A 22,777-nucleotide genomic window follows, 5' to 3' on the forward strand; every position below is an offset into this window, starting at 1 on the left:
CATGCGGTTAGTGAGATGAGATTTGGCTATGGGTTAAACGCCCATCTTGGTCAAAATAAATGCGCAAGGCATGGTACACATGCATGCACTTGCCAAGGTCATACTCCAGGGCATTGGCATCTTCAAGACTAGGGCGTCCCAGCAACGCCATCACCGCTTCTTTTTTGGCGCCACGGATCAAAATGTGGTTTTTCAGATCGTAGGCCATATCACCGCGGCGGCATTCTTTTTGCACCGTATTGGCAAGTTCCATCCAGCGTGTCTGCTCAAACTTGTCACTGCCAAACACCGCTTGATCTTTAAACGCCCACCAGGTAAAAAACACAATGGTGAGAATCACAGTGAATACCGCTAACGCAATTGCAGACAACTTGATCAGTTTCATGCCCCCGCCGCCTTTCGGATTATGTATCGCTATCGGTTACATCCAGGTCACGGATAGCGTTATGGAAATCATCCACATCCGAAAAGCTTCTATACACAGAAGCAAAGCGGATATACGCCACCTGATCCATCTGTTTTAACTCTTGCATCACCGTTTCACCCAGCAGGCGCGCAGGCACTTCGCGCACGCCCAAGCCGAGTACTTTTTGAATAATCCTGTCCATGGCCTTATCCACATATTCGGTAGGCACCGGACGCTTATGCAGCGCACGTGTGAATGACACGCGCAACTTTTCGCGCTTGAACTCTTCACGGTTGCCATTTTGCTTAACCACTTGCGGCAGATGCAACTCTGCCGTTTCGTAGGTAGTAAAGCGCTTATCGCAGACCTGGCAGCGACGACGCCTGCGGATAGAGTTTCCCTCCTCATTGAGTCGGGAATCCACCACCTGCGTATCGTCAGCACCGCAAAAAGGACATTTCATGGCTAAAAATGGCCGTAGAGATTACTTGCCGTATACCGGAAACTGGTCGGCTAAGGCGTGCACTTTGGCTTTCACTGCGGCAATCACTTCTGCATTTTCCGGGTTGTCCAGCACGTCGGCAATCAAGTTAGCCACTTGCTCGGCTTCAGCTTCTTTAAAGCCACGCGTGGTAATCGCTGGCGAACCAATGCGGATACCAGAAGTCACGAATGGGCTTTCAGGATCGTTAGGGATCGCGTTTTTGTTGACGGTGATGTGCGCCTGGCCCAGGAAAGCGTCAGCCGCTTTACCGGTCAAGCCTTTAGGACGCAGGTCGACCAAAAACACGTGTGACTCAGTCCGGCCAGAGATAATGCGCAGGCCACGTGCAGCCAGGGTTTTGGCCATTGCGCTAGCGTTCTTCAGCACTTGCTCTTGATACACCTTGAACTCAGGCTGTGCCGCTTCTAGAAAAGCGGTCGCTTTACCGGCGATGACGTGCATCAACGGGCCACCTTGCAAGCTTGGGAACACGTTGGAGTTGATTGACTTTTCAAACTCGGCTTTAGCCATGATGATACCGCCACGTGGGCCGCGCAAGGTTTTGTGCGTAGTAGAAGTAACGAAGTCAGCATGTGGCACCGGGTTAGGGTACACACCGGCGGCAATCAGGCCAGAGTAGTGCGCCATATCGACCATGAAATAAGCACCGACTTTTTTGGCGATTTCGGCCATGCGTGCCCAGTCAAAGCGCAGCGCATAAGCAGAAGCGCCACCAATCAGCAATTTTGGTTTGCACTCGATGGCAATACGCTCCATCTCGTCGTAGTCGATTTCTTCTTTGTCGTTCAGGCCGTAAGGCACAATGTTGAACAACTTACCGGACAGGTTAGCAGGTGAACCATGCGTCAAGTGACCGCCGTGGCCCAGGTTCATGCCCATCACGGTGTCGCCTGGTTTCAAAATAGAAAAATACACGGCCTGGTTGGCTTGTGAACCAGAGTGCGGCTGCACGTTGGCATACTCAGCGCCGTAGAGCGCTTTCAGGCGGTCAATCGCCAATTGCTCCACTTGGTCAACAAACTCACAGCCACCGTAAAAACGCTTGCCTGGATAGCCTTCTGCATACTTGTTAGTCAATTGCGAGCCTTGCGCTTCCATCACCGCCGGGCTGGTGTAGTTTTCTGAGGCAATCAGCTCGATATGTTGATGCTGACGTTCGACTTCGGAAGAAATCATTGTGGCCAAAGCTGGGTCTGCAACGCTTAAGTTTCTTGAAAAGCTAAACATGACGATCAAGTTTCCGTATCAATAACAATAAAGCGTAATTTTACCATGAGGCGACCATGGCATGCACCTTTAGCGTCAGTCAGCGAAAGACATACTCTTTTTTGGTGATAGAAACAGTCATTGGGCGTCTACAAAGAATAGATGCGCCAGCATTGCACGCACTGCACCAAATCGGTGCAAACAATCAAACAGTTGCTGAACCAGCAGCAGGTATAAAAACTTAAAAAACAAGCTATCTTATTGATTTAAATGTAATTACAAAACATGGCACAGCTTATGCTTAGTAGTAACCGTAAGCGTATATCTCCAAAATCGCTCCCTAAACCCAACTTCGGTTGGGTTCTTTTTTTATGGCGCCGACCAAAGCTAATGCTGGCGCGTCTTAAGCTGTTGCAGCGTATGCTGGCAGCCGTCATCGGCCACTTCAGATGCACTACCGGGGTCAAGAAACGGCAGAATTGCCGCAAAAGGATTAAGTAGCGCGAGCAACACGCCACCAGCGACACGCGCAGCAATCGGGCCTGGGCTGAGTGATACTTGAGGGTCAACAAAGGGCCCGGTCACCAAGATGGGCGAACGCACGGTAAAGGGTGAGAAATTTTTAGGGTTAGCCTGTAGTTTAAGATTAAGTTGCTCCTGCCCCAGGTTTACCTCGCCTTGCACCGTAACGGTGGTCACTGGGGTGTCAATCAAGGCCGCATCAGGCGTTAGCACACCTTGTTTGGCATGCCAGCCCATCGCCGCACATTGCATGGGTAAGGGCTGATCGCCTTTGATCAGCACGCCAACCGCTTGCGCAATATCGAGGCCTGCAGCTTCTACCACCAAATGTGAAATTTCACCTTGACGCACCATCAGCGCCAACTGACCATCCAGTGACTTAAGCAACGCTGCCGTGGAGCGCCCGCGCCCTTGTAACTTAGCTTTGCCATTTAACTTACCTGAGATATACGCCGGTGCCGGGTTGGTTGACGATTGCTGGGCCGAAGGTTGTTTGCCTGGTGTTTTTTTGGCGTCTGGTGTCACTTTAAGCCATTGCTCCAGGCGAATATCACGCACCGCCAATTGAATATCCCACTCTGGTGCCGGTGGCGGCGATAAATCAGCATTACTGGAGTCATGCGCATCAATACTCAGCGCACCAGATAACGTGCCCTGCGCTGTACTGGCTTCGAGTTCAGCCAAGCTTAATTTATGTTTAATCAGCGTTAAGCGCAACTTCAACGGGGCAATGCGCTGTTTAAACGCGTGACCTAAATCCACCGCATCCAGATGCACATCAATATCGGCATTCATGCGCCCGTAGCTACTAAAATCCAGCGATTCATCCGGGAACAGCTTGCCAGGGTGGGCATTAGCCGTATGGTCTTGGGCAGCGCCAAAGGCAGGCGCCAAGTCAGCCAGCATCAATAGTGACCCTTGCAACTTGCCACTCAGCATGGGCGTTTCAGGGGCCAGATCATAGACAAACTGCCCGGATAACCGGCTATGCCCGATGTGCGCGAAAGGAATATTGACCCGCCATTGATCGACGCCCTTTTCAACCTCTGCGCTCACCTTGAACGCAGAAGTGCGCGGAAAAGTCATGTCCAGCAAATCGCCCACATCTGCCAACGAAGGTCCGCTGACATCCACCTGCCCTTTGACGCGCTGCGTGCCAAACAAGTCAGCCACTGCCCCACGAAACTTCACATTCACGGCGCCATACTTTAACCAGCCTTGTGAGTTAATCGGAGCTGAGTCTTTGCCTTGTGTGGCAACCGGCAAAAAGCCCTGCGTGACCAGTGCCCCTTGCAAAGGCAACTTGCGCAGTTTGCCATCGACCTTCACGCTAGATTCAGGCGCTGTCAGATGCTGCCCCTCTTCGGTAAAAAAGGTCACGGCCAGCTGTGCATTGGCCACGGCATCATTTACCTTAGCCTGCCCCTGGTTCACAGCCAGTTGCTCAATAAGTGGAAAAGGACGTGGCGGGCTTTTATCCTCCAGCTCAAAATCCCAAGTCGCTTGCTTGTCCGCATGGCGGATTAAATAAGCATTGAGTTGATCGGCACGAATGGCCTGGATGCGGTAAGGATCGCCTTCTTTTAACGACCACAGATCACGATAGCGCAAGGATAAATCCAGTCCATGCGCGTTCACAAAATAAGGCGCATCAAAGCCGGCTGGTGCCGAGAGGGTTAGCCCGCCTACCTGCAAGCGCATGCCACCCAGCAATTGCAAGTGAAACGGCCGTTCAATCTGCACCGAACGGTGCAACTTATCTTGCAACAACTGTTGCAAAGGTTGACGCAAAAAAGGCCAGCCAGCTATTTCGCAGGTGACAACAGCCAGTATCAGCGCCAGCAAACTACCAGCGACCCACTTGGTGACAGTTGCAGATTTTTTTGTTGTTATCTCGGTCTCATTCATAACTTGCCATCATGCCGTTGATCTTAGCGCCTGACCAGTCCCGCCAGTCTGACACGCGCGTAGGTGGATTCTGTCAAATCCGGCGCTGGCTGTCAGTTATAATAAGGCGACGAATACCCTTAACATGCTAATGTCCTTAAAAAATGGAGTGATGACAATGAAATGGACCGACAGCCAGCGGATTGCTGAAGACCTGTATGACAAATACCCCGAGGTGAACCCGAAAACCATCCGCTTTACTGACCTGATGCAATGGGTGCTGGAACTCGATGGCTTTGATGATGAGGCTGCGCATTGCGGTGAAAAAATCCTCGAAGCGATTCAACTGGCCTGGATAGAAGAAGCCGAGTAAATGACCACTTTTCTGCCCGCGTCCATTTTCAAAGCCTACGATATCCGTGGCATCGTCGGTGACACGCTGACAGAAGAGATTGTGCGCCAGATTGGGCTGGCGCTGGGCACATTGGCGCAAGCGCACGGTGAGCACAGCCTGTGCGTCGGTTACGATGGCCGCTTATCCAGCCCCACCTTGGCTGCCGCGCTCACTGAAGGCATTGCAGACACTGGCACCAACGTCATTGCCCTGGGCATGGTCACCACCCCCATGCTGTATTTTGCGACGCATTATCTGGCACAAACCAGCAGTGGTGTCATGCTGACTGGCAGCCATAACCCGCCACAATACAACGGCCTGAAAATAGTCATTGCTGGCGAAACACTCAGTAGTGATGCTATTCAGGCACTCAAGCAACGCATTATCCAGCAGCAGTTTGTGCCGCCACAAGCGCCGGGCAAGCAATCATTTTTCGATATTTATCCGGCCTACCAGGCAGCCATTGTGTCAGACATCCAACTTGTACGCCCAATGCGTGTGGTGGTCGACTGCGGCAACGGCGTTGCTGGCGCCTATGCTCCGGCCTTATTTAAAGCACTGGGCTGCGAGGTTGAGCCCTTGTTTTGCGAGGTCGACGGCCACTTCCCTAACCATCACCCGGACCCGGTCGACGCAAAAAACCTGCAAGATGTCATTAACACATTACAGGCGGGCGATGCCGACATCGGCGTCGCTTTTGATGGCGACGGAGACCGTCTGGGCGTCGTCACCAAGTCTGGCCAAATCATCCGCAGTGACCGCCAATTGATGCTGTTTGTTGAAGACGTGCTGATAGAACAGCCAGGCAGCAAGGTGGTGTTTGACGTGAAGTCCACCCGCCGTTTATCGCCGTTTATACGCGAGCACGGCGGCAAACCGGTAATCTGGAAAACCGGCCACTCATTAATGAAAGCCAAAATAAAAGAAACCGGCGCAGCCATTGGCGGCGAGCTCTCTGGCCACCTGTTTTTTAACGATGCCAAACAAGGTAAGCCACGCTGGTTTGGCTTTGATGACGGCCTGTACAGCGCAGCCAGATTACTCGAAATCGTCAGCCGTGGCCCCGATGCCAGCGCTGTGCTCGAAGCCTTGCCCGATAGCATTAACACCCCAGAACTGCAGATTGCCATGCAAGAGGGTGAGCCGCACACTTTTATCGCCGCCCTGCAACAATCAGCCCAGTTCGAGGATGCCATAGACATCATCACCATTGATGGCTTACGTGTGGAATATACCGATGGCTTTGGCCTGATCCGCGCATCAAACACCACACCGGTGCTCACGCTGCGCTTTGAAGCAGACAGCGAGGCCGCATTAAGCCGTATTCAACAAGTGTTTAAACAAGTATTAAGCCAGGCCAACCCAGACTTGAAAATTCCTTTTTAAGCCTCCATTGAATGAGCATGCGCCATGCTACTCAAAGACTCTATTCACGCGGACGCAGTCTGCTATATACCCTCACCTGGTTAGGCCTGGCCGCACTGGTGTGGCTATTGGTTGACCGCGTACAACACCCCAACACGCTAGAGCAAATCGGCCAGCCAAAAGTCGTCAGCCTCAAACGCGGGCCCGATGGCCACTACAGCGCCGAAGCCCTGATTAACGGCGAGCGCGTGCGCGTACTGGTCGACACTGGCGCCACCGGCGTCGCCATTTCACAGCATGTCGCTGACCGTTTAGGGCTAGTCAGCCGCGATGCCATTAACACCCACACCGCCAATGGCAATGCCGTGTCTTACCTGGTGCGCTTAAAAAGCGTGCAATTGGGGGGTGTTGTCGCGCAGGATGTGGCGGCTACCATTTCGCCGGGGCTAGAAGGCGATGCCTTGCTCGGCATGAGTTTCTTGGGCAGGATGGATGTGAGGTTGTATCGAGGAGTGATGACGATACGGGATGGAGAAGCAGAAAAGTAAGTGATTTGCGCGGGCAACCCAGTTGCCCGCACGCAAAGATTAAGGCGCTTCAGCAGGCAATGGTTTACCTTGCTTGATGATGCTCACAGCCTGTGCAAAACGTTTATGAAAAGTCGTTTCGGTTAATGTGGTTGCCACGTTGACTGTGACACGACGCTTGGTCACGACAGTCACTTTGGTGTCGTCATCTTTCACCGGCTCTACCCAGGCACCCATGACGGCACCCCATGACACCAGGTTCACACCGCTACTGGTGAGCATGTAATGCTGGTCTCTATGCTCTTCAATCGCATCAGCCCCTTCCCATCTGAATACTGTTTTGGCAATTTCCCAAGCTTGCGCTTCGGTCACAGCATAATTTTGCGTTGTCCCTTCTGCACCACTTTGTTTCACTTTGACAACATCTTGCATGGTTGAACAACCAGAGGCAGTGATTGCTAACGCAACTAAACCGGCGCTAGCGATTTTTTTTATTATATTCATTCTTATTCTTTCAAATTATTAAGTAAAAATTGGTTAACCCAATTGAGCGAGACATTAGCAGATTTTGAGCGGCAAAGCCATGTTGAGCAGCCTTACTTTCTAATACCATACTCCAGCACAAACCACTGCGGACTCATGCCAGCCAGCGCTATACGTAGCGTTGCCAACTCCGCCTCTGGCCCATGCACCTCAATACGCACCAGTTGAGAGACCTCACCCATCTCATGCAAAATGGGGCGCAGGTTTTCAATATGCGCTAACAAAGCCGCCGCATTCTCAAAGCCTTCGCGGTAGTGTGCGAGGTCGCCATTGAAACTAAAGCCATAGTATAAGCAGCCCGGTTCACGGGATGACCATGCCACATATTTTTCACAGATGGCGCGAAAAGCATCAGCCTTGCCAGGGTGAATTTCAAAATAAGGGGAAACTGAACAGCAGGTATCTGACGTGGCCATGAAGTAAAAATATTCGCTTAAAAATCAGAACGGTGATTAATTCGCCAGCTCGGCACCTTCAACCACCACCCGGAAAAACTGCAATGCAGCCTGATCCTGAATGCGTACACCAGTCGCCACCGAGCCGCGCTTGCCAGGTGCGATACCGCCATTAATCAGCATAGAGCGGCTTTGGTCGACCAGGCGGCCACGGCTATCGTATTGCAACATACGTACCTGCACCCGGCCAACCTGCACGCTGCTATTGTTCTGCACCGCGGCATACACCATACCAGTGTTATCTGCCAACGGCCCTGAAGGCAGGTAGCGCGCGGGGTTGCGTGGTAAATCTATACGCATGGCACGGCCAGCGGCCTCTTTGCCAATCTCGGAATCCGAACTGGCAGCGAGCTGGTAATGCTGCAAGGCCAGCGAGGTCTCGCCGCGGCCTTCGGCAATCTGGCCTAGCAAGGCATAGCCTGGCGCAGTAGGCAGCAAGGCGTTGGCTTTTTTCAAGAAAGGTTCGGCCTGCGCTTTTTTACCCTCATTAAACAAGGCTATGCCACTTTGCACATAAGGCTTAAAGTAGTCAGGCTGCATCTGGATCGCTTTATCGTAAAACGCCAGTGCTTCGGTGGTATTCTTTTTGGTCAGCGCAATATCACCCAGCAACTCCTGAAAACGTGGTTCGCGCGGCTCCAGACTCATCGCCTTTTTGGCCAAGGTTTTGGCTTTTTCCGCATCGCCTTTTTGCAAGGCTTCTTTGCCCTCATCGTAGGCTTTATAAGCCTCACGCGTCGCCATCAGTTTGGCGATTTTTTGCGCGTACACTTCTTTGCCCATGTCGCCGCCAGCGCCCAGTTCTGCCAGCGTTTTCTTGTTATCATCCACACGCTCTTGTGACGGCGGATGGCTGGCAAACAAGCCAGCAATAAAGTCTTGCCGCTTGCCTTCGCTCAAGCGCACAAACGTCTCTTGCAAAATAACGGCCGCAGCCGGGTCATAACCGGCCAGTTTCATATATTTCATGCCATAGTGGTCAGATTCTGACTCGGCATCACGACCATATTTGCTGGAGATCAATTGTCCCCCCAGCTGCGCCCCACCCACCACCAGATTGGCGTAATTAGAGTCACGCGTCGCCAAGCCCACCGCCAGCATGGCACCTTGCATAAACATGCCGCGCTCCATGCCTTTGGCGCCATGACGCGCAGCGGCATGTACAATTTCATGGCCTAGCACCGCCGCCAGCTCTGCTTCGCTGTGCAGCTCATAGAGCAAACCACGGTTAAAAGCGATCTTGCCACCTGGCATCGCCCACGCATTGGGCACCGAGTCATTCAGCACCACAAACTCATAAGGTAAATCAGGTCGATCAGACACTGCGGCCAGCTTTTGCCCAACTTGCTGCACATAACGGGTCAGTTCTGCGTCCAGGGTGTAATCGCCACCTTGCGACTGCCGTGCCGGGCTATAGTTTTGCTGACCGAGCTGAATCTCTTTGTCTTGCGACACAAACTGGAACTCGCGTTCCTTAGTCACCGGATTGACGCCACAGGCCAGTAAACCTGCAGATAACACCACCGGGCAAAGAATACTTTTTTTAATCATTGTCATGCAGCCATTTCCCCGCGGCTATTATTGTTAGGTGATTACCGTTGGTTGCTGCCTGCCGGTGAGCTGCGGCAGTTGCGAAATCTGGTGTGAGACGGTGATCAGTTCAGCCAGTGCCTCTTGTGCATCTAGCTGCTGCTGGGCGGCATCCTCAGTAAACGCTTCAAGGTACACACGAATCGTTGCGCCCTCCGTGCCAGTACCTGACAAGCGAATCACCACCCGCGAGCCGCAAGCGAATAAAATACGCAAACCCTGGCCGGTGCTGACTGAGCCATCTACAGGGTCGGTATAGCTGAAATCATCCACTGTTTTCACGGTATAGCTGCCAAACACTTGACCCGGCAAGCTGGCAAATTGCACTTTGATATGCGCGATCACGGCATTGGCAGGCTCGGTAGGCACGCCTTCGTAATCATGGCGTGAATACACATTGCGGCCGTAAGTTTGCCAGTGTTTGCGCACTAATGACTCGACGCTTTCACCGGTCACTGCCAGCAAGTTGAGCCAGCACAGCACTGCCCACAAGCCATCTTTTTCGCGCACATGATCACTACCCGTGCCAAAACTTTCTTCACCACACAGCGTCACACGGCCAGCATCCATCAGGTTGCCAAAAAATTTCCAGCCGGTCGGTGTTTCGTAGCAGTCGATCCCCAGTTTGGCCGCCACACGGTCTACAGCGCCGCTGGTCGGCATGGAGCGCGCCACGCCAGATAAGCCTTGTGCATAGGCCGGAATCAGTTTGGCATGGGCGGCAATCAGCGCCAGGCTGTCAGAAGGGGTCACAAAAAAGTGGTTACCCAAAATCATATTGCGGTCGCCGTCACCATCAGACGCGGCCGAAAAATCAGGCGCTTGTGTGCCGTAAGCAATTTTCACCAGGTCTTCAGCATAGGTCAGATTGGGGTCCGGGTGACCACCACCAAAGGTTTCAGACACTTCGCAATTCATCAGGCTGCTGGCCGGTGCGCCCAGACGCTCGCCCAAAATCACTTTGGCATACGGCCCGGTCACGGCATGCATGGCATCAAACTGCAAGCTATGGCCTGCCGCCAGCCAGCGCTTAATCGCTGCAAAGTCAAACATGCTTTGCATCAGGTCAGCGTAGTCAGCCACCGAATCAATCACTTCAACAACAAAACCATCCAGCGTGGTCACGCCTATGCTGGATAAATCCACCTCAGGTAAATCGGCCAGTGCGTATTGCGTAATCTGTTTACTGTTGGCAAAAATGGCGTCGGTGATTTTTTCTGGCGCCGGCCCACCGTTGCTGGTGTTGTATTTGATGCCAAAGTCATCGTCTGGCCCGGCTGGATTATGGCTGGCCGAGAGAATAATGCCGCCAAAGGTCTGGTATTTACGGATGATGTGGGAGGCCGCAGGCGTTGAAAGAATACCGTTTTGCCCGACCAGCACTTTGGCAAAGCCATTGGCAGCCGCCATTTTAATAATGACCTGAATCGCCTCTTTGTTAAAAAAGCGGCCATCACCACCCAGGGTCAGCGCGGCATTCGCCGGGATCTCCAGCGTGTCAAAAATACTCTGCACAAAGTTTTGCAGGTAGTGCGGCTGTTGAAACACCCGTACTTTTTTACGCAGGCCCGAAGTGCCTGGTTTTTGGTCAGAAAAGGGATTGGTTGCGACAGTTTGAATCGACATGCAAGCACACTCTTTTGTATTAATGGACTGCTTCGATTGTATTACAAATTCATGTCAGTTTTTTTGCAATTGTGCCGATTCCTTCACACTTTTTATCTTTTACGCGTCATCAAACTACGTAAAATCATGAGCCGTTTTTACGGATTCACTTCAGGGTCATTTTGCAACAGCGGCGTATAGTGAGAGTCATACAAGTGCATCACACGATGTACTCCCAAACAACCCAAGGAGATTATTATGTGGACTAAACCAGCTGCTACTGAAATGCGTTTTGGCTTTGAAGTGACAATGTACGTTATGAACAAATAATCAGCGTTTTGTGTTAAGTCACAAGATTGCGCTGAACAAAAAACCGCCGAATTTCGGCGGTTTTTTGTTGCCTGCCTTATCAGCGATCAAGCAAATTGCGACCACAACAGATTAAGACTCACGCCCATCAAAAAGACCGCAAAAATGCGCTTTAAGACTTTGACCGGCAAGCGCTTGGTCAAGGCCACGCCCGCTGGGGCAAACAATACGCTAAGCGGGGTGATAAGCATAATGGCAGGTAAATAAAGCAGACCAAAAGTATCGGGCGCATGGCTAGACTGTCGGACGGCGTCTTGCAAATAACTCACCGTGCTCGCCAATGCAATCGGGAACCCCAACGCAGCTGAGGTGCCAATGGCCTGCTTGACCGACACATTACGCATGGCGAGATAAGGCACAGTCAACGTGCCGCCGCCAATCGACACCAGCGCAGACACCATACCAATCAACAATGACACCAGGCTGATTTCAATCTTGCCTGGCACTTTGTGCTGAGTCGGTTTACGGTCAAGAAACAGTTGAGTCGCGGCAAAAAAAGTAAATGTGGCAAAAAATAGCGTCAAGTAAAACGCATCCAGGTGAATCGCCACCAGCGTTGCCAGTAAAGAGCCCATAAACGCCATTGGCACCATGGCCCAGACATAATGCCAGACAATATTCTGGTTTTTATGATGCGCGAGGATGCTGGAGAGCGAAGTAAACACAATGCACGCCATCGACGTCGCCAGCGCCATATGAAACGCCGCATCGGCCGAAAAACCTTTAGCAACCAGCATGGCATGCAGCATAGGCACCAGCACAATGCCGCCGCCGATACCGAGCAAGCCTGACAATACACCAACGATCACGCCGATCAGGCAAAACAAAGCATATTGCTCAAAAAATAGTTGTATCCAATCCATGCGACACTCATCCGTTGAAAGCGCAACAGTATACCTGCTCAATGGTAATCTTTGCTTTGCTTGTGCTGTTAATGATTGCCAAGTGAATATTGAATCTGCCAGGCTGACTAACCTTCTTTTTTAATTAGCCAACAAAAAACCCGGCCTAGGCTGCCGGGCTTTCTGAACACAGATGAACGAAGTTACTTGTTCATCACGTACATGGTTACTTCAAAGCCGAAACGCATTTCGGTAGCAGCTGGTTTAGTCCACATAATGATCTCCTTGTTTGTTTCCCCGAACCGACCCCATGTCTGGCTCGTGTGAATGTATTATCGGCCCAGGCACAAAGAATCCTGCTATTGCGGATCATGAACAGGGTTTAGGGAATTTCATGAAACGCGCCTCATGCAAATGAATATGCCCGCATTAAAGTCCAATCACATTGGATGCGTTGAATCGATCGCCTGCAGTCTTCGCCTTATATAATTAGCGTTGTCTTTATTCATAAAATAATCAGAGATTATTTCTACTCCCTTTTCATTAATATCTAACCGATCAAAGCAATACGCCAAATGTGCCCTGTCCTTTTCCAGTAAATTAAAAACCTTTTCATAGTAATCGGCAACGGCTGATTTATAGGCTTTTCTCGCAGTGAGCAAAGCGCTATCTGGTATTTCACCCCACTTGTGCTGCATCATAATCAAGTCTAAAAAGTCTTTACTTAAGCCAGACTTATCCATTCCCCGATCCGCATTAGCCATTAACTTTTCTACAAACAAACACGCTTTTGATAACGTCGGCAGTGGAAGATCTGATGCTTCACCTTTTAGATCAACTCTTCCCTCTGAAACGATTTCAAATTTTATTGGTTGGCCTTCAACCTCAAATATAGTTCGGATGCCCTCTTTATCTATTCGAGGGCTTCGCAACTGCACTGGGGTGTCCTGAAGGAACAAACCCTCTATGCCCTTTTGATGGACTAACTCTCGAAGGTCGGAGTATCCCTCCCGGCTTGAACACAAAAAATCGATATCAACGGATGTCCGATACTCATCAATCATGAGTGCGATTGCAGTTCCACCGCCAAAGTAGCATTCTGCAGCGCGCATGATTTCAGTATTGAAACTCTGTAGAACAGACATGATTCTTATATGATGATGACGCACGAGCTTCATAGCATGACTCCGTTGCCATATTTATGGGTAAGTCTATCTAAAAACGTTGCTTCTTCAGGCGTGAGCGTATCATGCTCTAAATATCTCGCATTCTTCTCATAGATATAAAAAGCCTCCTTTTCTGTCAGATTTTTATTACTCCTGTCCCATAACAATAAGCGCAATTGAGGATACGTTGTGCCATCAACCCTGGGGATTCTTACTCTCTTCTTCGTTATTGCGCCTAACCTGGCTTTTTCTACTGTTTCTAGCGTGTTCTTTTTAGTCAGTTCAAGATTTAAAGCCGCCATTATCTTAGCCACTATGTGAAAACCAACGTTCTTGCCCGTTTCTAAATCATGCACATTCATTCTTGTGACGTGTGCATTCTCAGCCATATCCTCCTGAGTAAGACCAGCTGCAATGCGTTGTGCTTTAAATTGATTTGCAAAATTAATGTGCCTCATACAATACATTATGCATACAAAATAGCGGATGTAAAGAATTAATATATGGTTTGCAGATAGTTATCTTGCATACATAGAATGGACCGAGGCGCCGTTAAAGGTGGACTACTCCCGCCATCTTTCAGCAGCTTTAGACAGTGACACCGAGCTAAAGGTGACTGCGCTGATGACCAGCATGGCGCCTATCAGCTGCGCATGGTTAGGTGGCATATGCTCAAATGCAGCAATCACCATAGTGGTGACTGGCACCAGGTTCATAAAAATGGCGGCTTTTGAGGGCCCCAGCGTTGAAATACTGGCGTTCCAGAACAGGTAAGCCAGCACCCCGCCGCCTAGCGACATCATTAACAGCGCGGCCCCTGCATGCACGGTCGGCAACACGAAATGATCGCCATGCCATAATGCCGCGAGGGTCAAGGCCAGCGCGCCAACGCTCATGATGCCTGCAGTATTCGCAATACCGCTCACATTTTTTGGCATCATTTTTTTAACCAATACGTTATAGAGCGCCCAATTGAGCGAAGCAATCAAAATATAAATATCCCCGGCCGAAATAGTCAGTTGCGCACCTGCGCCCAAAACCACAATCGCCACGCCCGCAATACCGATTGGAAAAGCGATTAATTGCTGGTTGCTTGGCCGGTCTCTCAGAATCACATAGCCCAGCACAGCGGTTAACAACGGATTCAAGGCCATGATCAGGGCGCCATTGATGGCAGAGGAAGTTTCCATGCCTAAAAAGAAAAACAGGTTAAACCCAAACACGCCGACCACCCCCAGCGTTAAATAGGCTTGCCAATGGCGCACAGGAATCCTGTCTTTTCTGATCTGCGCGATGATAATCATGACGACTGCAGCCAGCACATAACGGCTAGCCCCTGCGATATAAGGCCCCATTTCAGCAATCACCGGGCGCGCCAGGTTAAAGTTGGCTCCCCAGAAAATCGCTGCCATGATGGCCATCAAATAGACTTTACTCTTGCTCATTTTATGTTCTCAATACAATCCAAGGCATTCAGTGCCGACACGCTTGCAACCAGGCAACATGCCAGCGCCGGTCACATCTTCACATTACAACGCCATAAAGTACAGCCTCAGTCATCAATGCCTTCAACAATAAAGACCCGATATTGCGCCCCATGCTGCCTATGTCTGGCAGCCTGCTGATATTGCGGACTGTGATACCAGGCTTCGGCGGCCTCAACCGTCGGAAAACGATGTATCAAACAGCCTTCAAATGCCGGCCCTTCGAGGATAGTCAACGCGCCATACCTGACCAGCGGCGTCACCGCATGCCCCTCTCGGGCGAGAAGGGCATGGCTGGCATAAGTCTCCATGTCGGCCTGGTTCGTCGTCTGCTCACGCAGCATGACCACATAGGCACTCATGATTTATTTTTTTGCAACCACTGAATCAGCGACGCAGCCGCTAAGGCAGACGATGCTGGATTTTGCCCGGTAATCAACAAGCCATCCTCGACCACATAAGGCTGCCAGTCAGCCCCTTTTGAGTAGTGGCCGCCATGATTGGTCAGCATATCCTCCACTAAAAAAGGCACCACATTGGTCAAGCCGACAGCCTCTTCTTCGGTGTTGGTGAACCCAGTAACTTTTTTACCTGCGACTAAGGCGCTGCCATCAGGCTGTTTGGCATGACGCAACACGCCTGGCGCATGACAAACCAGCGCGACGGGCTTACCAGCATTGAGTGTCGACTCAATCAAGGTAATGGAATCGCTATCTTCCGCCAGGTCCCACAACGGGCCGTGGCCACCTGGATAAAAGACCGCATCAAACGCCTCATGTGACACCGCGCTTAATGGCACGGTATTCGCCAAGGCCTGGCCTGCTTCTGCATCGGCTTCAAACCGTTTTGTGTCTGCGGTTTGAAAAGCAGGGTCATTGCTTTTCGGGTCCAGCGGCGGTTGCCCGCCTTTGGGCGATGCCAACGTTAACTGCGCACCCGCTGCTTTAAACGCATAATAAGGCGCTGCCAGCTCTTCAAGCCAAAAGCCGGTTTTGTGGCCGGTATTACCCAGCGTATCGTGCGAAGTTAATACAATCAGAATATTCATTTCAACGCTCCTTCAAAATTAAGTGATCTGGTGTAGCCATCATGAACGCTTTGATTCCATTTTTGAAATTTATTATGTATATTTTAGTTATTCACATAATGAATAGTTAAATGCGCTACGACCTGAATTTATTAAGAGTATTTATTGCGTTGATGGAAGAGCGCAGCGTGACGCGCGCCGCGGATAGGCTCGGGATTACGCAGCCAGCACTATCAAATGCACTAAACCGCCTGCGGGACATATTGCACGACCCGCTTTTTATTCGCGAACGTTATGGCATGCAGCCAACGCAAAAAGCGGAGGCATTGGCGCCTGTGATTATGCAAGCAATTGGCCAGCTGGACGAAATCGTGCTGGAACAGCAGGCCTTTGACCCGGCCAGCGCCAACCTGTTATTCACCATTGCGCCCAATAGTTATGTTGAATACGTGCTGATTCCGGCGGTGGTTGCAAAATTACGGGTACTGGCGCCTGGCATCAAGCTGCGCATTACCCCTTACGGCAATGACCTGGCTGAAACCGGCGTCATCTCAGGCAGCACGGCACTGGTCATGGGGCGTTTCGTCGACCCGCCAGACAACCTGATTGTGCAACACTTGATGGATGATCGCTTGGCGTGCGTGGTCAGGGCGGACCACCCGACAATAGGCACTGAAATAAGTAAAGCGCAATATGAACAACTCAAACACGTCAATGTATTGCCACCAGGGCGCACGCGCGCGGGGTTGTTTCAAGCATTAGACCGGCATGGTTTAAAGCGCGAGGTAGCCGTGTCCGTGACACATTTCCTCTCGGTGCCGGAAGTCATTGCCGTCACCGATTATTGCACCACACTGCCTATTCAGATTTGCCGCCGCCTGGCGAATGATGCCCGCTTGAAGATTTTGCCTACCCCAGTCGACCTTGGCACTTTTCCGGTCGATATCGCCTGGCACGTCAGATACCGGCATGACCCGGCGCACCGCTGGTTACGGTCATTGATTGAAGAAGTGGCGCGAGCCCTGTAGAAATAACAAGTTAGCGCGAGCCCTCTAGTTATAAAGAAATAGCGCAAGCCCTTTAGCAATGATGAGTGGCGCAAGTACTTTAGTGATGATTACGAGGCATCAATCAAGCCATGTTTCATGGCCAGCCTGACCATTTCCACCGGGCTATTCACCGACAGTTTTTGTTTGATTAAGGTGTAATAATTGGCCACTGTTTTCTGGCTGATTTTGAGCATATCGGCGACTTCTTCTACACGCTTGCCCTCTGCCAGCAAGCGGAACACCTCAAACTCGCGTGAGGTGAGTTGCTGTAAAGGATTACTTTCACCAATCAAGGTTTGCAAGGCCACCTTTTGCGCCACGTCCTGACTCAAAAACGTGCGGCCTTTCGCCACATCCAGCACAGCTTGCACCAAATCCTCTGCCACACCGGTTTTAGTCACATAGCCTTTGACGCCGGTTTTAAGCGCTTGCGCCGCAAACGACACCGCCTCATGCATGGAGAAAATCACGATTTTTGCCTGCGGATAGCGTTGCAAAATACGTTTGGCGGCTTCGAGCCCGCCCATGCCAGGCATAGAAATATCCATTAACATCACATCCGGCAATATCTCGCCATAGACCTGATAAGCAGATTCGCCGGTATCGGCCTCGGCCACAATTTCAATCGACTTGTGGCTCTCTAGCAAGCGACGCAACCCCGAACGAACCACGGTGTGATCATCCACCAACACTACTTTGACTGTCATGTCACTGCTTTCTGAAATGCTTCTGTTGTGTGAAAACGGACTTCGATACGCGTGCCCTGCCCTGCTGCACTGGTAATGTTCATGCTACCCATCAAGCCTTCTACCCGCTCTTGCATGCCAGCCAGGCCATAGCCGCGACTTTGCACACTGGTATCAAAACCACGTCCATCATCTTCTACCATCAAATAAAGACCTTGCTCGCCCTCTGTCACTTCTATGGTCACGCGAGTGGCTGCCGCATGCTTGCTGATATTGGTCAGGCACTCTTGCAAAATACGGTAAATGGTGACAGAAACAGCCTCATCGTGTTGCGAAAGGTGGTTGGAGATCGCGTTGACCACCATGATGCCGCGGTTACGGTCATGCCAGTGATGAATCAACTCGGCCAGCGCCAGGCTTAGCCCCAACTCATCAAGCACCCGCGGGCGCAAACGTGCCAGAATATCCTGGATAGTCACCATCATCTGCCGCGTAATCTGCGCAATTGCCTGTGCACTCTCACGCGCCACACTGAGTTTTTTTGCCGCCACCAGCGCACTGGCATCCACATGCACGGCGGTCAGATATTGGCCAATTTCATCATGCAGGTCGCGCGCCAGTTTTTTACGCTCTTCTTCTTGCAGATGAATAATCTGCTGCGTTAAACGGTGGTTGTTGCGTATGCTTTGCTCCAGCGTGCTGGCCATGCTATTGAACTTGTCACTGATTTCGCTCAATTCAATCTGCTCAAAACCAGGCAAACGACTTTGATACTCACCGCGCTCAATCTGGTTCAGGCCATGAATAATCTGTTTGACTGGCTTAAAGGTGGCGCGCACTGTCCAATACACAAACAGCAATACGCTCAGGCCGAACAAGCCCACAATTGCCAGCAAGCCAGAGGTATCATCCCAAATTTCACGCAGCTCAAAGCTGGGGTCAGGCGTAATCACCAGCTCACCAATAAAGCGCCCATTCAAAATGATATTTTTGCGTTTGGGCTCATTGAGTACACTGGAAATATCCAGCAGGCGCACAAACCAGGTCGGCGGATCTTCACCCGCATGCGCCATGCGCGACGAGCGGTTAGACTCGCGCAAATGGCCTCGCATATCAAAAAAATCCACTTTCAAATGGCGGATATTAGTTAACTCATCCAACCTGAACAGATTAGTCTGGCCTTTTTCATTCGGGTTCAACCAGCCAAAATCCGTCATGTAATGCGCGATTTCAGCATCCAGCAAATGCATGACCAAATTAGTGCTGGAGTCGACCTCGGCCAACACGTCTTCACGTGCATTTTTAATCACAGAGACCGCCCAGGTGAGTAATAACCCAAGCAATAACAAAGTGATAATCAGGTTAAGTTTGAACTGAAGGCTGAGAGATTTCATCATGCTGTGTGGATTTTAAAGTCGATTCACCAAAAACTGTCGGGAATTTTTCCCGATTCATGCCCAAGCGTGCCAGGACATTATAAGAGGCTAGACTTAAACACGCACTACACAGCCTTAATCGCCTGCACTAGTGGATCACCACACCCCAAGGCAAGTTGCCTACGGCAATATCCTTTAAGCGCTGATTGGTTTGGGTATCAATCACAGACACACTGTTGCTGCGGCCATTGGCGACATAGAGTTTTTTGCCGTCCGGCGTCAGCGCCATGTTCCAGGGGCGCTGCCCGACGGCAATGGTTGCAATCACCTGGCGGCTGGCCGTGTCGATAACGCTGATATTGTGATCGCCGCCATTGCTGACATAAATCCGGCTGCCATCGGCATTTACTTTAACGCCGTTAGAGCGCAAACCAACCTTGATATTGGCTTGTACTTTCCAATCCGCGGTGGACACAATTTCAAGCAAGCTGGCTGCTTCGTTCGCGACATACGCCCATTTGCCATCGGGGCTAAAGCCGACGCCGCGCGGGTGTTTGGTCGCAGCAATCACATGTTCAGACTTGAGTGTGTTGAGATTAATCACATCGACATCGTTACTTTCTTCATTGCTGGCCAGCAACCATTGCTGATCAGGTGAAAAAACACAATGCTCGGGGTTTCTGCCCTGGGTGGCGATGGTATGTTTTAACTTGTTGCTTTGCAGATCCACCAGTGACACCGCATTTTCTTCCTCGAGGCAGGCGGCCAGCAACTTGCCATCCGGGGAAATATCAATGCCTTCAGGCTCGTCACCGACTTTAATCAATGCGGTTTGCTTGCCCTGCACCACATCAATCACCGCCACCGCGTTTTTATCACGCACAACCACATATAGTTTTTGATTACTGGGATGAATGGCAGCCGCCTGAATTTTATTGCCTAGCTTGCCTTTGAGCGGCAAGCGCTTGACCACCGCATCAGTGGACGTATCAATCACCGACACCGTGCCATCTTTTTCATTGGGCACATAGGCAAAAGGTTGGGAAAAAGCAGGGGAACAGGCAATCGCTAAAGCGACTGCGAACAGGAGCTGTTGCAGTGTTTGTTGCATAGAGTGTCCTTCAAAAAAATCGACCAGTTGCTGCAACAACTGGCCTGAACATGGAGATATACTTTATGCAAATCAATTAAAATTCAGCAATTTAAATTGACAGTTGCATCTTAAACATCCTACGGCGGCATCAATAGCGGCAGCCTTCCCGATTTCATCAGGATAAACTCCTGACACCAGCAGTTTTTAGCGGCTTTGCCCGATAAATGCACCAAACGCCCGCGGCTGTGACCCGACGGCAATCGTTGTTTTGAGCACCAGGCGCTCGCTGTCGATCACCGCCATCACGTTATCCATCCAGCTGGCGACTAAAACTTGCTGGTGCTGCGCGTCAAAGGCAATGCCTTCCGGCGTGCCCGGCACACGAATCTTGCGTATGGTTTGCCGACTCACCAGGTCAATCACGCTCACGCTGTCATCACCGGTGTTACTCACAAACAAGCGCTGGCCACGAGCGTCTTCCGTCACACAATACGGGTGCGCGCCTACCGGCAATGTCGCCACCACCTGATGACTGCGCGTCTCAATCACGCTGACCGTATTAGAGTACACATTGACTACAAACAACTGCTGGCCGTCGGCGCTTAAACTCAACCCAAACGGATGCTGGCCAACCTTGACCCGCAAACGCTCTTTGTTGGTACGGGTATCAATCACACTCACATCGTTGCTATCGCGGTTGGCAACATACAAGGTGCGGCCATCCAGGCCTAGCTGCAAGCCGCCCGGCGCTTGCCCTACCTGTATATTGGCCAATACTTGCCCGCTAGCTGCGGCCAGCACCAGCAAATGATCGTGATACCAGTCTGCCACGTATACATGCTGACCGGTGTTACTCACGGCCAGGCCCACTGGCGCAATGGGTAATGTAATCGTGCGGGTGACCTGCTGGCTCAACATATCAATCACAGACAACGAGCGGCCTTCAACATTACTCACATACACCTGTTGCTGATGATGATCAACGGCCACGCCAACTGGCGCTTTGCCCACGGCCAAGGTAGTCAGCACCGTGTGTTGCTGCAGGTCGATGACCGACACCGTATGGTCGCCCTGGTTAGTGATATAAGCGAGCTCTGCGGCCTGCACACATAAGCTGATACTCAATAACCACAAGGCCGACGCAATTTTTAACAGCCTCAAAACAGCACTCCACTCTCAGGGTATGTTTCTTAAGCGATGATCAACTATAGGGGTTTATCTGCTTCAGGGCGTGAGACAGTCTCCTGCAACTAGCAGGGATTTTTTCACTGTGCGCCGGTGCATAAAAAACGGGGGAACAAAGCCTTGCAATCAGCTTGCAGCGGTCATTTTTTGAGAAAAATGGGCATTAATTGCTGACATATCCAGGGCTTGCCACATACGCAGATGATGCTGTAGCTCGTGCGCCAGCATGGCGCCGCGCAGCATATCCACCACCACGCGCTCACGTATCACCATCAGCGCGGGCACTTGCGTGACCTGAAAATTAGCCGCCAGGTCTGTCGCCACGTCTACATCGGCGGTGGCAAACACAATAGCCGGCGTTTGCGCTGCAATGTCGGCAAAAAGCGGCGCAAATGTCTGGCAGGGGTCACACCATTGAGCGGTGAATAACACGATCATAAAATCATGGTCAGCCACCTGCTGGTTAAACGCAGCCTGGCTATCAATGGCATGGAGATTGTTTGTATTCATGGCATATCCTAAAAACGGTTGCCTGCCTATGGCAGGCGTTTGATCACACTCAGTGTCCAATGCTGTGGGCCGGCCATGCTCTGCGAACAGCCTAACTCGGCCTCTGGCACCTGCGCGCTGAGCACATGGCGGGTATGGTCTGCCGTTTGTACCTGCATAAACCAGCGATCGACCCACACCTCAATGTCACCAGTCTGATCAGCCATGGCCGCCGCTGTGAGTTGCAGCGAAACCAGCTGGCCACCATGCGCCAGGCACAAGCTGTCGTCACTTTCACTCAAGGTCACCCAGTCTGCTGCGCTGGCAGCAATGGCAGATATGCTCACGCATACCAGCCAGACACTGATCAGTCGCAGGGTCAGGCGCACAAGGTGGACCCTATGCGTTTAAACAACGGGCGCAAACTGGCACAGACCTTTTTGCGCCAACCGCTTTGATTGGCAGCCGCGTTCTGGCGGCCGTCTTTCAAGCCCTGCAAACCGTCTTTCACAAAGCTATCCACCGCACGTTTGGCGGACTCGTCATCTTGCCCGGCTGGCGGCTCATTACCGGTAAACGCACGGTAATAACGCGCAGTCCATACCACTTTGGCGTTGCTGCCATCGGCGCTGACCTTGATCTTGCCGTTCAGTGAGCTCACAGGCAGTGCTTCCAGGTCGATCTCGCCAGACAAACGGTAAGCCACAGTCATCTCTGCGGCAGACACTTCATCAATCTCTTGTAGCAGTTGCTTGCCATTTTTGAGGGTAATTTTTTGCTGTTTGTCGTTGACTGCCTCACAGGCCGTGACTTGCGGATGCCATTGTGCCAAGGCACAAGGCGCGCTAATCCGCTGCCAAATGGCTTCAGCCGTTGCATTCACCTGTATAGACTCATCTGTTTTTTGCGGTGTAGGCCCATGTGCCCACGCATTCGCACTTAACAGCATTGTCACGACTAATAAAGACCACTTCATGTTGACTCCTTTTGAATAAAACTGAGGGTG

At 51.3% G+C, this 22,777-nt stretch carries 27 protein-coding genes; 5 read left to right on the forward strand and 22 right to left on the reverse strand.

The features are described from left to right. Window positions 1–7: 7 nt before the first annotated feature. From METH5_RS0101720 to METH5_RS0101740, 4 genes are all read right to left on the reverse strand, one after another. On the reverse strand, window positions 8–385 hold the full coding sequence (locus METH5_RS0101720; protein WP_029146876.1) for a hypothetical protein: 378 nt from the start codon (window positions 383–385) through the stop codon (window positions 8–10). 19 nt (window positions 386–404) lie between these two features. Next, a complete protein-coding gene (gene nrdR, locus METH5_RS0101725) occupies window positions 405–869 on the reverse strand; it encodes a transcriptional regulator NrdR (protein WP_029146877.1) in 465 nt (154 codons plus the stop codon). A 21-nt stretch (window positions 870–890) separates the two neighbouring features. Further along, window positions 891–2,138, reverse strand: a complete 1,248-nt coding sequence (glyA, locus tag METH5_RS0101730) for a serine hydroxymethyltransferase (RefSeq protein WP_029146878.1) — start codon at window positions 2,136–2,138, stop codon at window positions 891–893. Between the two features lie 366 nt (window positions 2,139–2,504). Further along, window positions 2,505–4,547, reverse strand: a complete 2,043-nt coding sequence (locus METH5_RS0101740; RefSeq protein WP_029146879.1) for an AsmA family protein — start codon at window positions 4,545–4,547, stop codon at window positions 2,505–2,507. Window positions 4,548–4,704: 157 nt separating this feature from the next. Here METH5_RS0101740 and iscX point away from each other — a divergent pair, with 157 nt between their 5' ends. The 3 genes from iscX to METH5_RS0101755 are packed head-to-tail and all read left to right on the forward strand — an operon-like array spanning window position 4,705 to window position 6,833. Further along, on the forward strand, window positions 4,705–4,899 hold the full coding sequence (gene iscX, locus METH5_RS0101745; protein WP_029146880.1) for a Fe-S cluster assembly protein IscX: 195 nt from the start codon (window positions 4,705–4,707) through the stop codon (window positions 4,897–4,899). Further along, window positions 4,900–6,306: a phosphomannomutase/phosphoglucomutase gene (locus METH5_RS0101750; protein ID WP_029146881.1), complete on the forward strand. Its 1,407-nt coding sequence runs from the start codon at window positions 4,900–4,902 to the stop codon at window positions 6,304–6,306. 11 nt (window positions 6,307–6,317) lie between these two features. Then, the gene (locus METH5_RS0101755; RefSeq protein WP_029146882.1) at window positions 6,318–6,833 is read left to right on the forward strand and encodes a TIGR02281 family clan AA aspartic protease; all 516 of its coding nucleotides are present in this window, start codon (window positions 6,318–6,320) and stop codon (window positions 6,831–6,833) included. Window positions 6,834–6,872: 39 nt separating this feature from the next. Here the strand turns inward: METH5_RS0101755 and METH5_RS0101760 are convergent, their stop codons facing one another. The 4 genes from METH5_RS0101760 to METH5_RS0101775 all read right to left on the reverse strand — a co-directional run bounded on the left by METH5_RS0101760 (window position 6,873) and on the right by METH5_RS0101775 (window position 11,026). Continuing rightward, window positions 6,873–7,316: a hypothetical protein gene (locus tag METH5_RS0101760; protein WP_029146883.1), complete on the reverse strand. Its 444-nt coding sequence runs from the start codon at window positions 7,314–7,316 to the stop codon at window positions 6,873–6,875. A gap of 92 nt (window positions 7,317–7,408) precedes the next feature. After that, on the reverse strand, window positions 7,409–7,771 hold the full coding sequence (locus METH5_RS0101765) for a putative quinol monooxygenase (protein WP_029146884.1): 363 nt from the start codon (window positions 7,769–7,771) through the stop codon (window positions 7,409–7,411). Between the two features lie 36 nt (window positions 7,772–7,807). Next, window positions 7,808–9,361: a M48 family metalloprotease gene (locus METH5_RS0101770; RefSeq protein ID WP_029146885.1), complete on the reverse strand. Its 1,554-nt coding sequence runs from the start codon at window positions 9,359–9,361 to the stop codon at window positions 7,808–7,810. A 33-nt stretch (window positions 9,362–9,394) separates the two neighbouring features. Further along, window positions 9,395–11,026 (reverse strand): alpha-D-glucose phosphate-specific phosphoglucomutase, encoded by a 1,632-nt coding sequence (locus METH5_RS0101775; protein WP_029146886.1) that lies wholly within the window; start codon window positions 11,024–11,026, stop codon window positions 9,395–9,397. 237 nt (window positions 11,027–11,263) lie between these two features. Between METH5_RS0101775 and pqqA (METH5_RS15580) the strand changes: the two genes are divergently transcribed. After that, window positions 11,264–11,335 carry a pyrroloquinoline quinone precursor peptide PqqA gene (gene pqqA, locus METH5_RS15580; protein WP_081624291.1) on the forward strand — a complete coding sequence of 24 codons (72 nt, stop codon included), beginning with the start codon at window positions 11,264–11,266 and terminating at the stop codon, window positions 11,333–11,335. A gap of 86 nt (window positions 11,336–11,421) precedes the next feature. On the opposite strand, the gene METH5_RS0101780 is transcribed toward pqqA (METH5_RS15580), so the two are convergent. The 7 genes from METH5_RS0101780 to METH5_RS0101805 all read right to left on the reverse strand — a co-directional run bounded on the left by METH5_RS0101780 (window position 11,422) and on the right by METH5_RS0101805 (window position 15,914). Further along, window positions 11,422–12,237, reverse strand: a complete 816-nt coding sequence (locus tag METH5_RS0101780) for a sulfite exporter TauE/SafE family protein (RefSeq protein ID WP_029146887.1) — start codon at window positions 12,235–12,237, stop codon at window positions 11,422–11,424. A 182-nt stretch (window positions 12,238–12,419) separates the two neighbouring features. Further along, on the reverse strand, window positions 12,420–12,491 hold the full coding sequence (gene pqqA / locus METH5_RS15965; protein WP_081624291.1) for a pyrroloquinoline quinone precursor peptide PqqA: 72 nt from the start codon (window positions 12,489–12,491) through the stop codon (window positions 12,420–12,422). 165 nt (window positions 12,492–12,656) lie between these two features. Then, a complete protein-coding gene (locus tag METH5_RS0101785; protein WP_029146888.1) occupies window positions 12,657–13,394 on the reverse strand; it encodes a nucleotidyl transferase AbiEii/AbiGii toxin family protein in 738 nt (245 codons plus the stop codon). Continuing rightward, a complete protein-coding gene (locus tag METH5_RS0101790; protein WP_029146889.1) occupies window positions 13,391–13,840 on the reverse strand; it encodes a helix-turn-helix domain-containing protein in 450 nt (149 codons plus the stop codon). Before METH5_RS0101790 ends, METH5_RS0101785 begins: the two co-directional genes overlap by 4 nt. 105 nt (window positions 13,841–13,945) lie before the next feature. Continuing rightward, window positions 13,946–14,827, reverse strand: coding sequence for a DMT family transporter (locus METH5_RS0101795; RefSeq protein WP_029146890.1), 882 nt, complete (start codon window positions 14,825–14,827; stop codon window positions 13,946–13,948). 107 nt (window positions 14,828–14,934) lie between these two features. After that, complete coding sequence (locus tag METH5_RS0101800) at window positions 14,935–15,228, reverse strand: DUF1330 domain-containing protein (RefSeq protein ID WP_029146891.1); 294 nt, start codon at window positions 15,226–15,228, stop codon at window positions 14,935–14,937. Then, window positions 15,225–15,914: a type 1 glutamine amidotransferase domain-containing protein gene (locus METH5_RS0101805; protein ID WP_029146892.1), complete on the reverse strand. Its 690-nt coding sequence runs from the start codon at window positions 15,912–15,914 to the stop codon at window positions 15,225–15,227. The genes METH5_RS0101800 and METH5_RS0101805 overlap by 4 nt, the downstream gene beginning before the upstream one ends. Before the next feature lie 110 nt (window positions 15,915–16,024). Here METH5_RS0101805 and METH5_RS0101810 point away from each other — a divergent pair, with 110 nt between their 5' ends. Then, window positions 16,025–16,921: a LysR substrate-binding domain-containing protein gene (locus tag METH5_RS0101810; RefSeq protein ID WP_029146893.1), complete on the forward strand. Its 897-nt coding sequence runs from the start codon at window positions 16,025–16,027 to the stop codon at window positions 16,919–16,921. Window positions 16,922–17,010: 89 nt separating this feature from the next. On the opposite strand, the gene METH5_RS0101815 is transcribed toward METH5_RS0101810, so the two are convergent. From METH5_RS0101815 to METH5_RS0101845, 7 genes are all read right to left on the reverse strand, one after another. Then, window positions 17,011–17,649, reverse strand: a complete 639-nt coding sequence (locus METH5_RS0101815) for a response regulator transcription factor (protein WP_029146894.1) — start codon at window positions 17,647–17,649, stop codon at window positions 17,011–17,013. Next, window positions 17,646–19,025: an ATP-binding protein gene (locus METH5_RS0101820; protein WP_029146895.1), complete on the reverse strand. Its 1,380-nt coding sequence runs from the start codon at window positions 19,023–19,025 to the stop codon at window positions 17,646–17,648. Before METH5_RS0101820 ends, METH5_RS0101815 begins: the two co-directional genes overlap by 4 nt. A 127-nt stretch (window positions 19,026–19,152) precedes the next feature. After that, the gene (locus tag METH5_RS0101825) at window positions 19,153–20,115 is read right to left on the reverse strand and encodes a beta-propeller fold lactonase family protein (RefSeq protein ID WP_029146896.1); all 963 of its coding nucleotides are present in this window, start codon (window positions 20,113–20,115) and stop codon (window positions 19,153–19,155) included. Window positions 20,116–20,301: 186 nt separating this feature from the next. After that, window positions 20,302–21,258: a beta-propeller fold lactonase family protein gene (locus METH5_RS0101830; protein ID WP_036307473.1), complete on the reverse strand. Its 957-nt coding sequence runs from the start codon at window positions 21,256–21,258 to the stop codon at window positions 20,302–20,304. A gap of 150 nt (window positions 21,259–21,408) precedes the next feature. Next, window positions 21,409–21,792, reverse strand: a complete 384-nt coding sequence (locus METH5_RS0101835) for a thioredoxin family protein (protein ID WP_029146898.1) — start codon at window positions 21,790–21,792, stop codon at window positions 21,409–21,411. Window positions 21,793–21,818: 26 nt separating this feature from the next. Next, window positions 21,819–22,160: a hypothetical protein gene (locus METH5_RS0101840; protein ID WP_029146899.1), complete on the reverse strand. Its 342-nt coding sequence runs from the start codon at window positions 22,158–22,160 to the stop codon at window positions 21,819–21,821. Next, a complete protein-coding gene (locus METH5_RS0101845) occupies window positions 22,151–22,747 on the reverse strand; it encodes an SRPBCC family protein (protein ID WP_029146900.1) in 597 nt (198 codons plus the stop codon). The genes METH5_RS0101840 and METH5_RS0101845 overlap by 10 nt, the downstream gene beginning before the upstream one ends. Window positions 22,748–22,777 lie beyond the last annotated feature (30 nt).

Source organism: Methylophilus sp. 5, from assembly GCF_000515275.1.
GTDB lineage: Bacteria > Pseudomonadota > Gammaproteobacteria > Burkholderiales > Methylophilaceae > Methylophilus.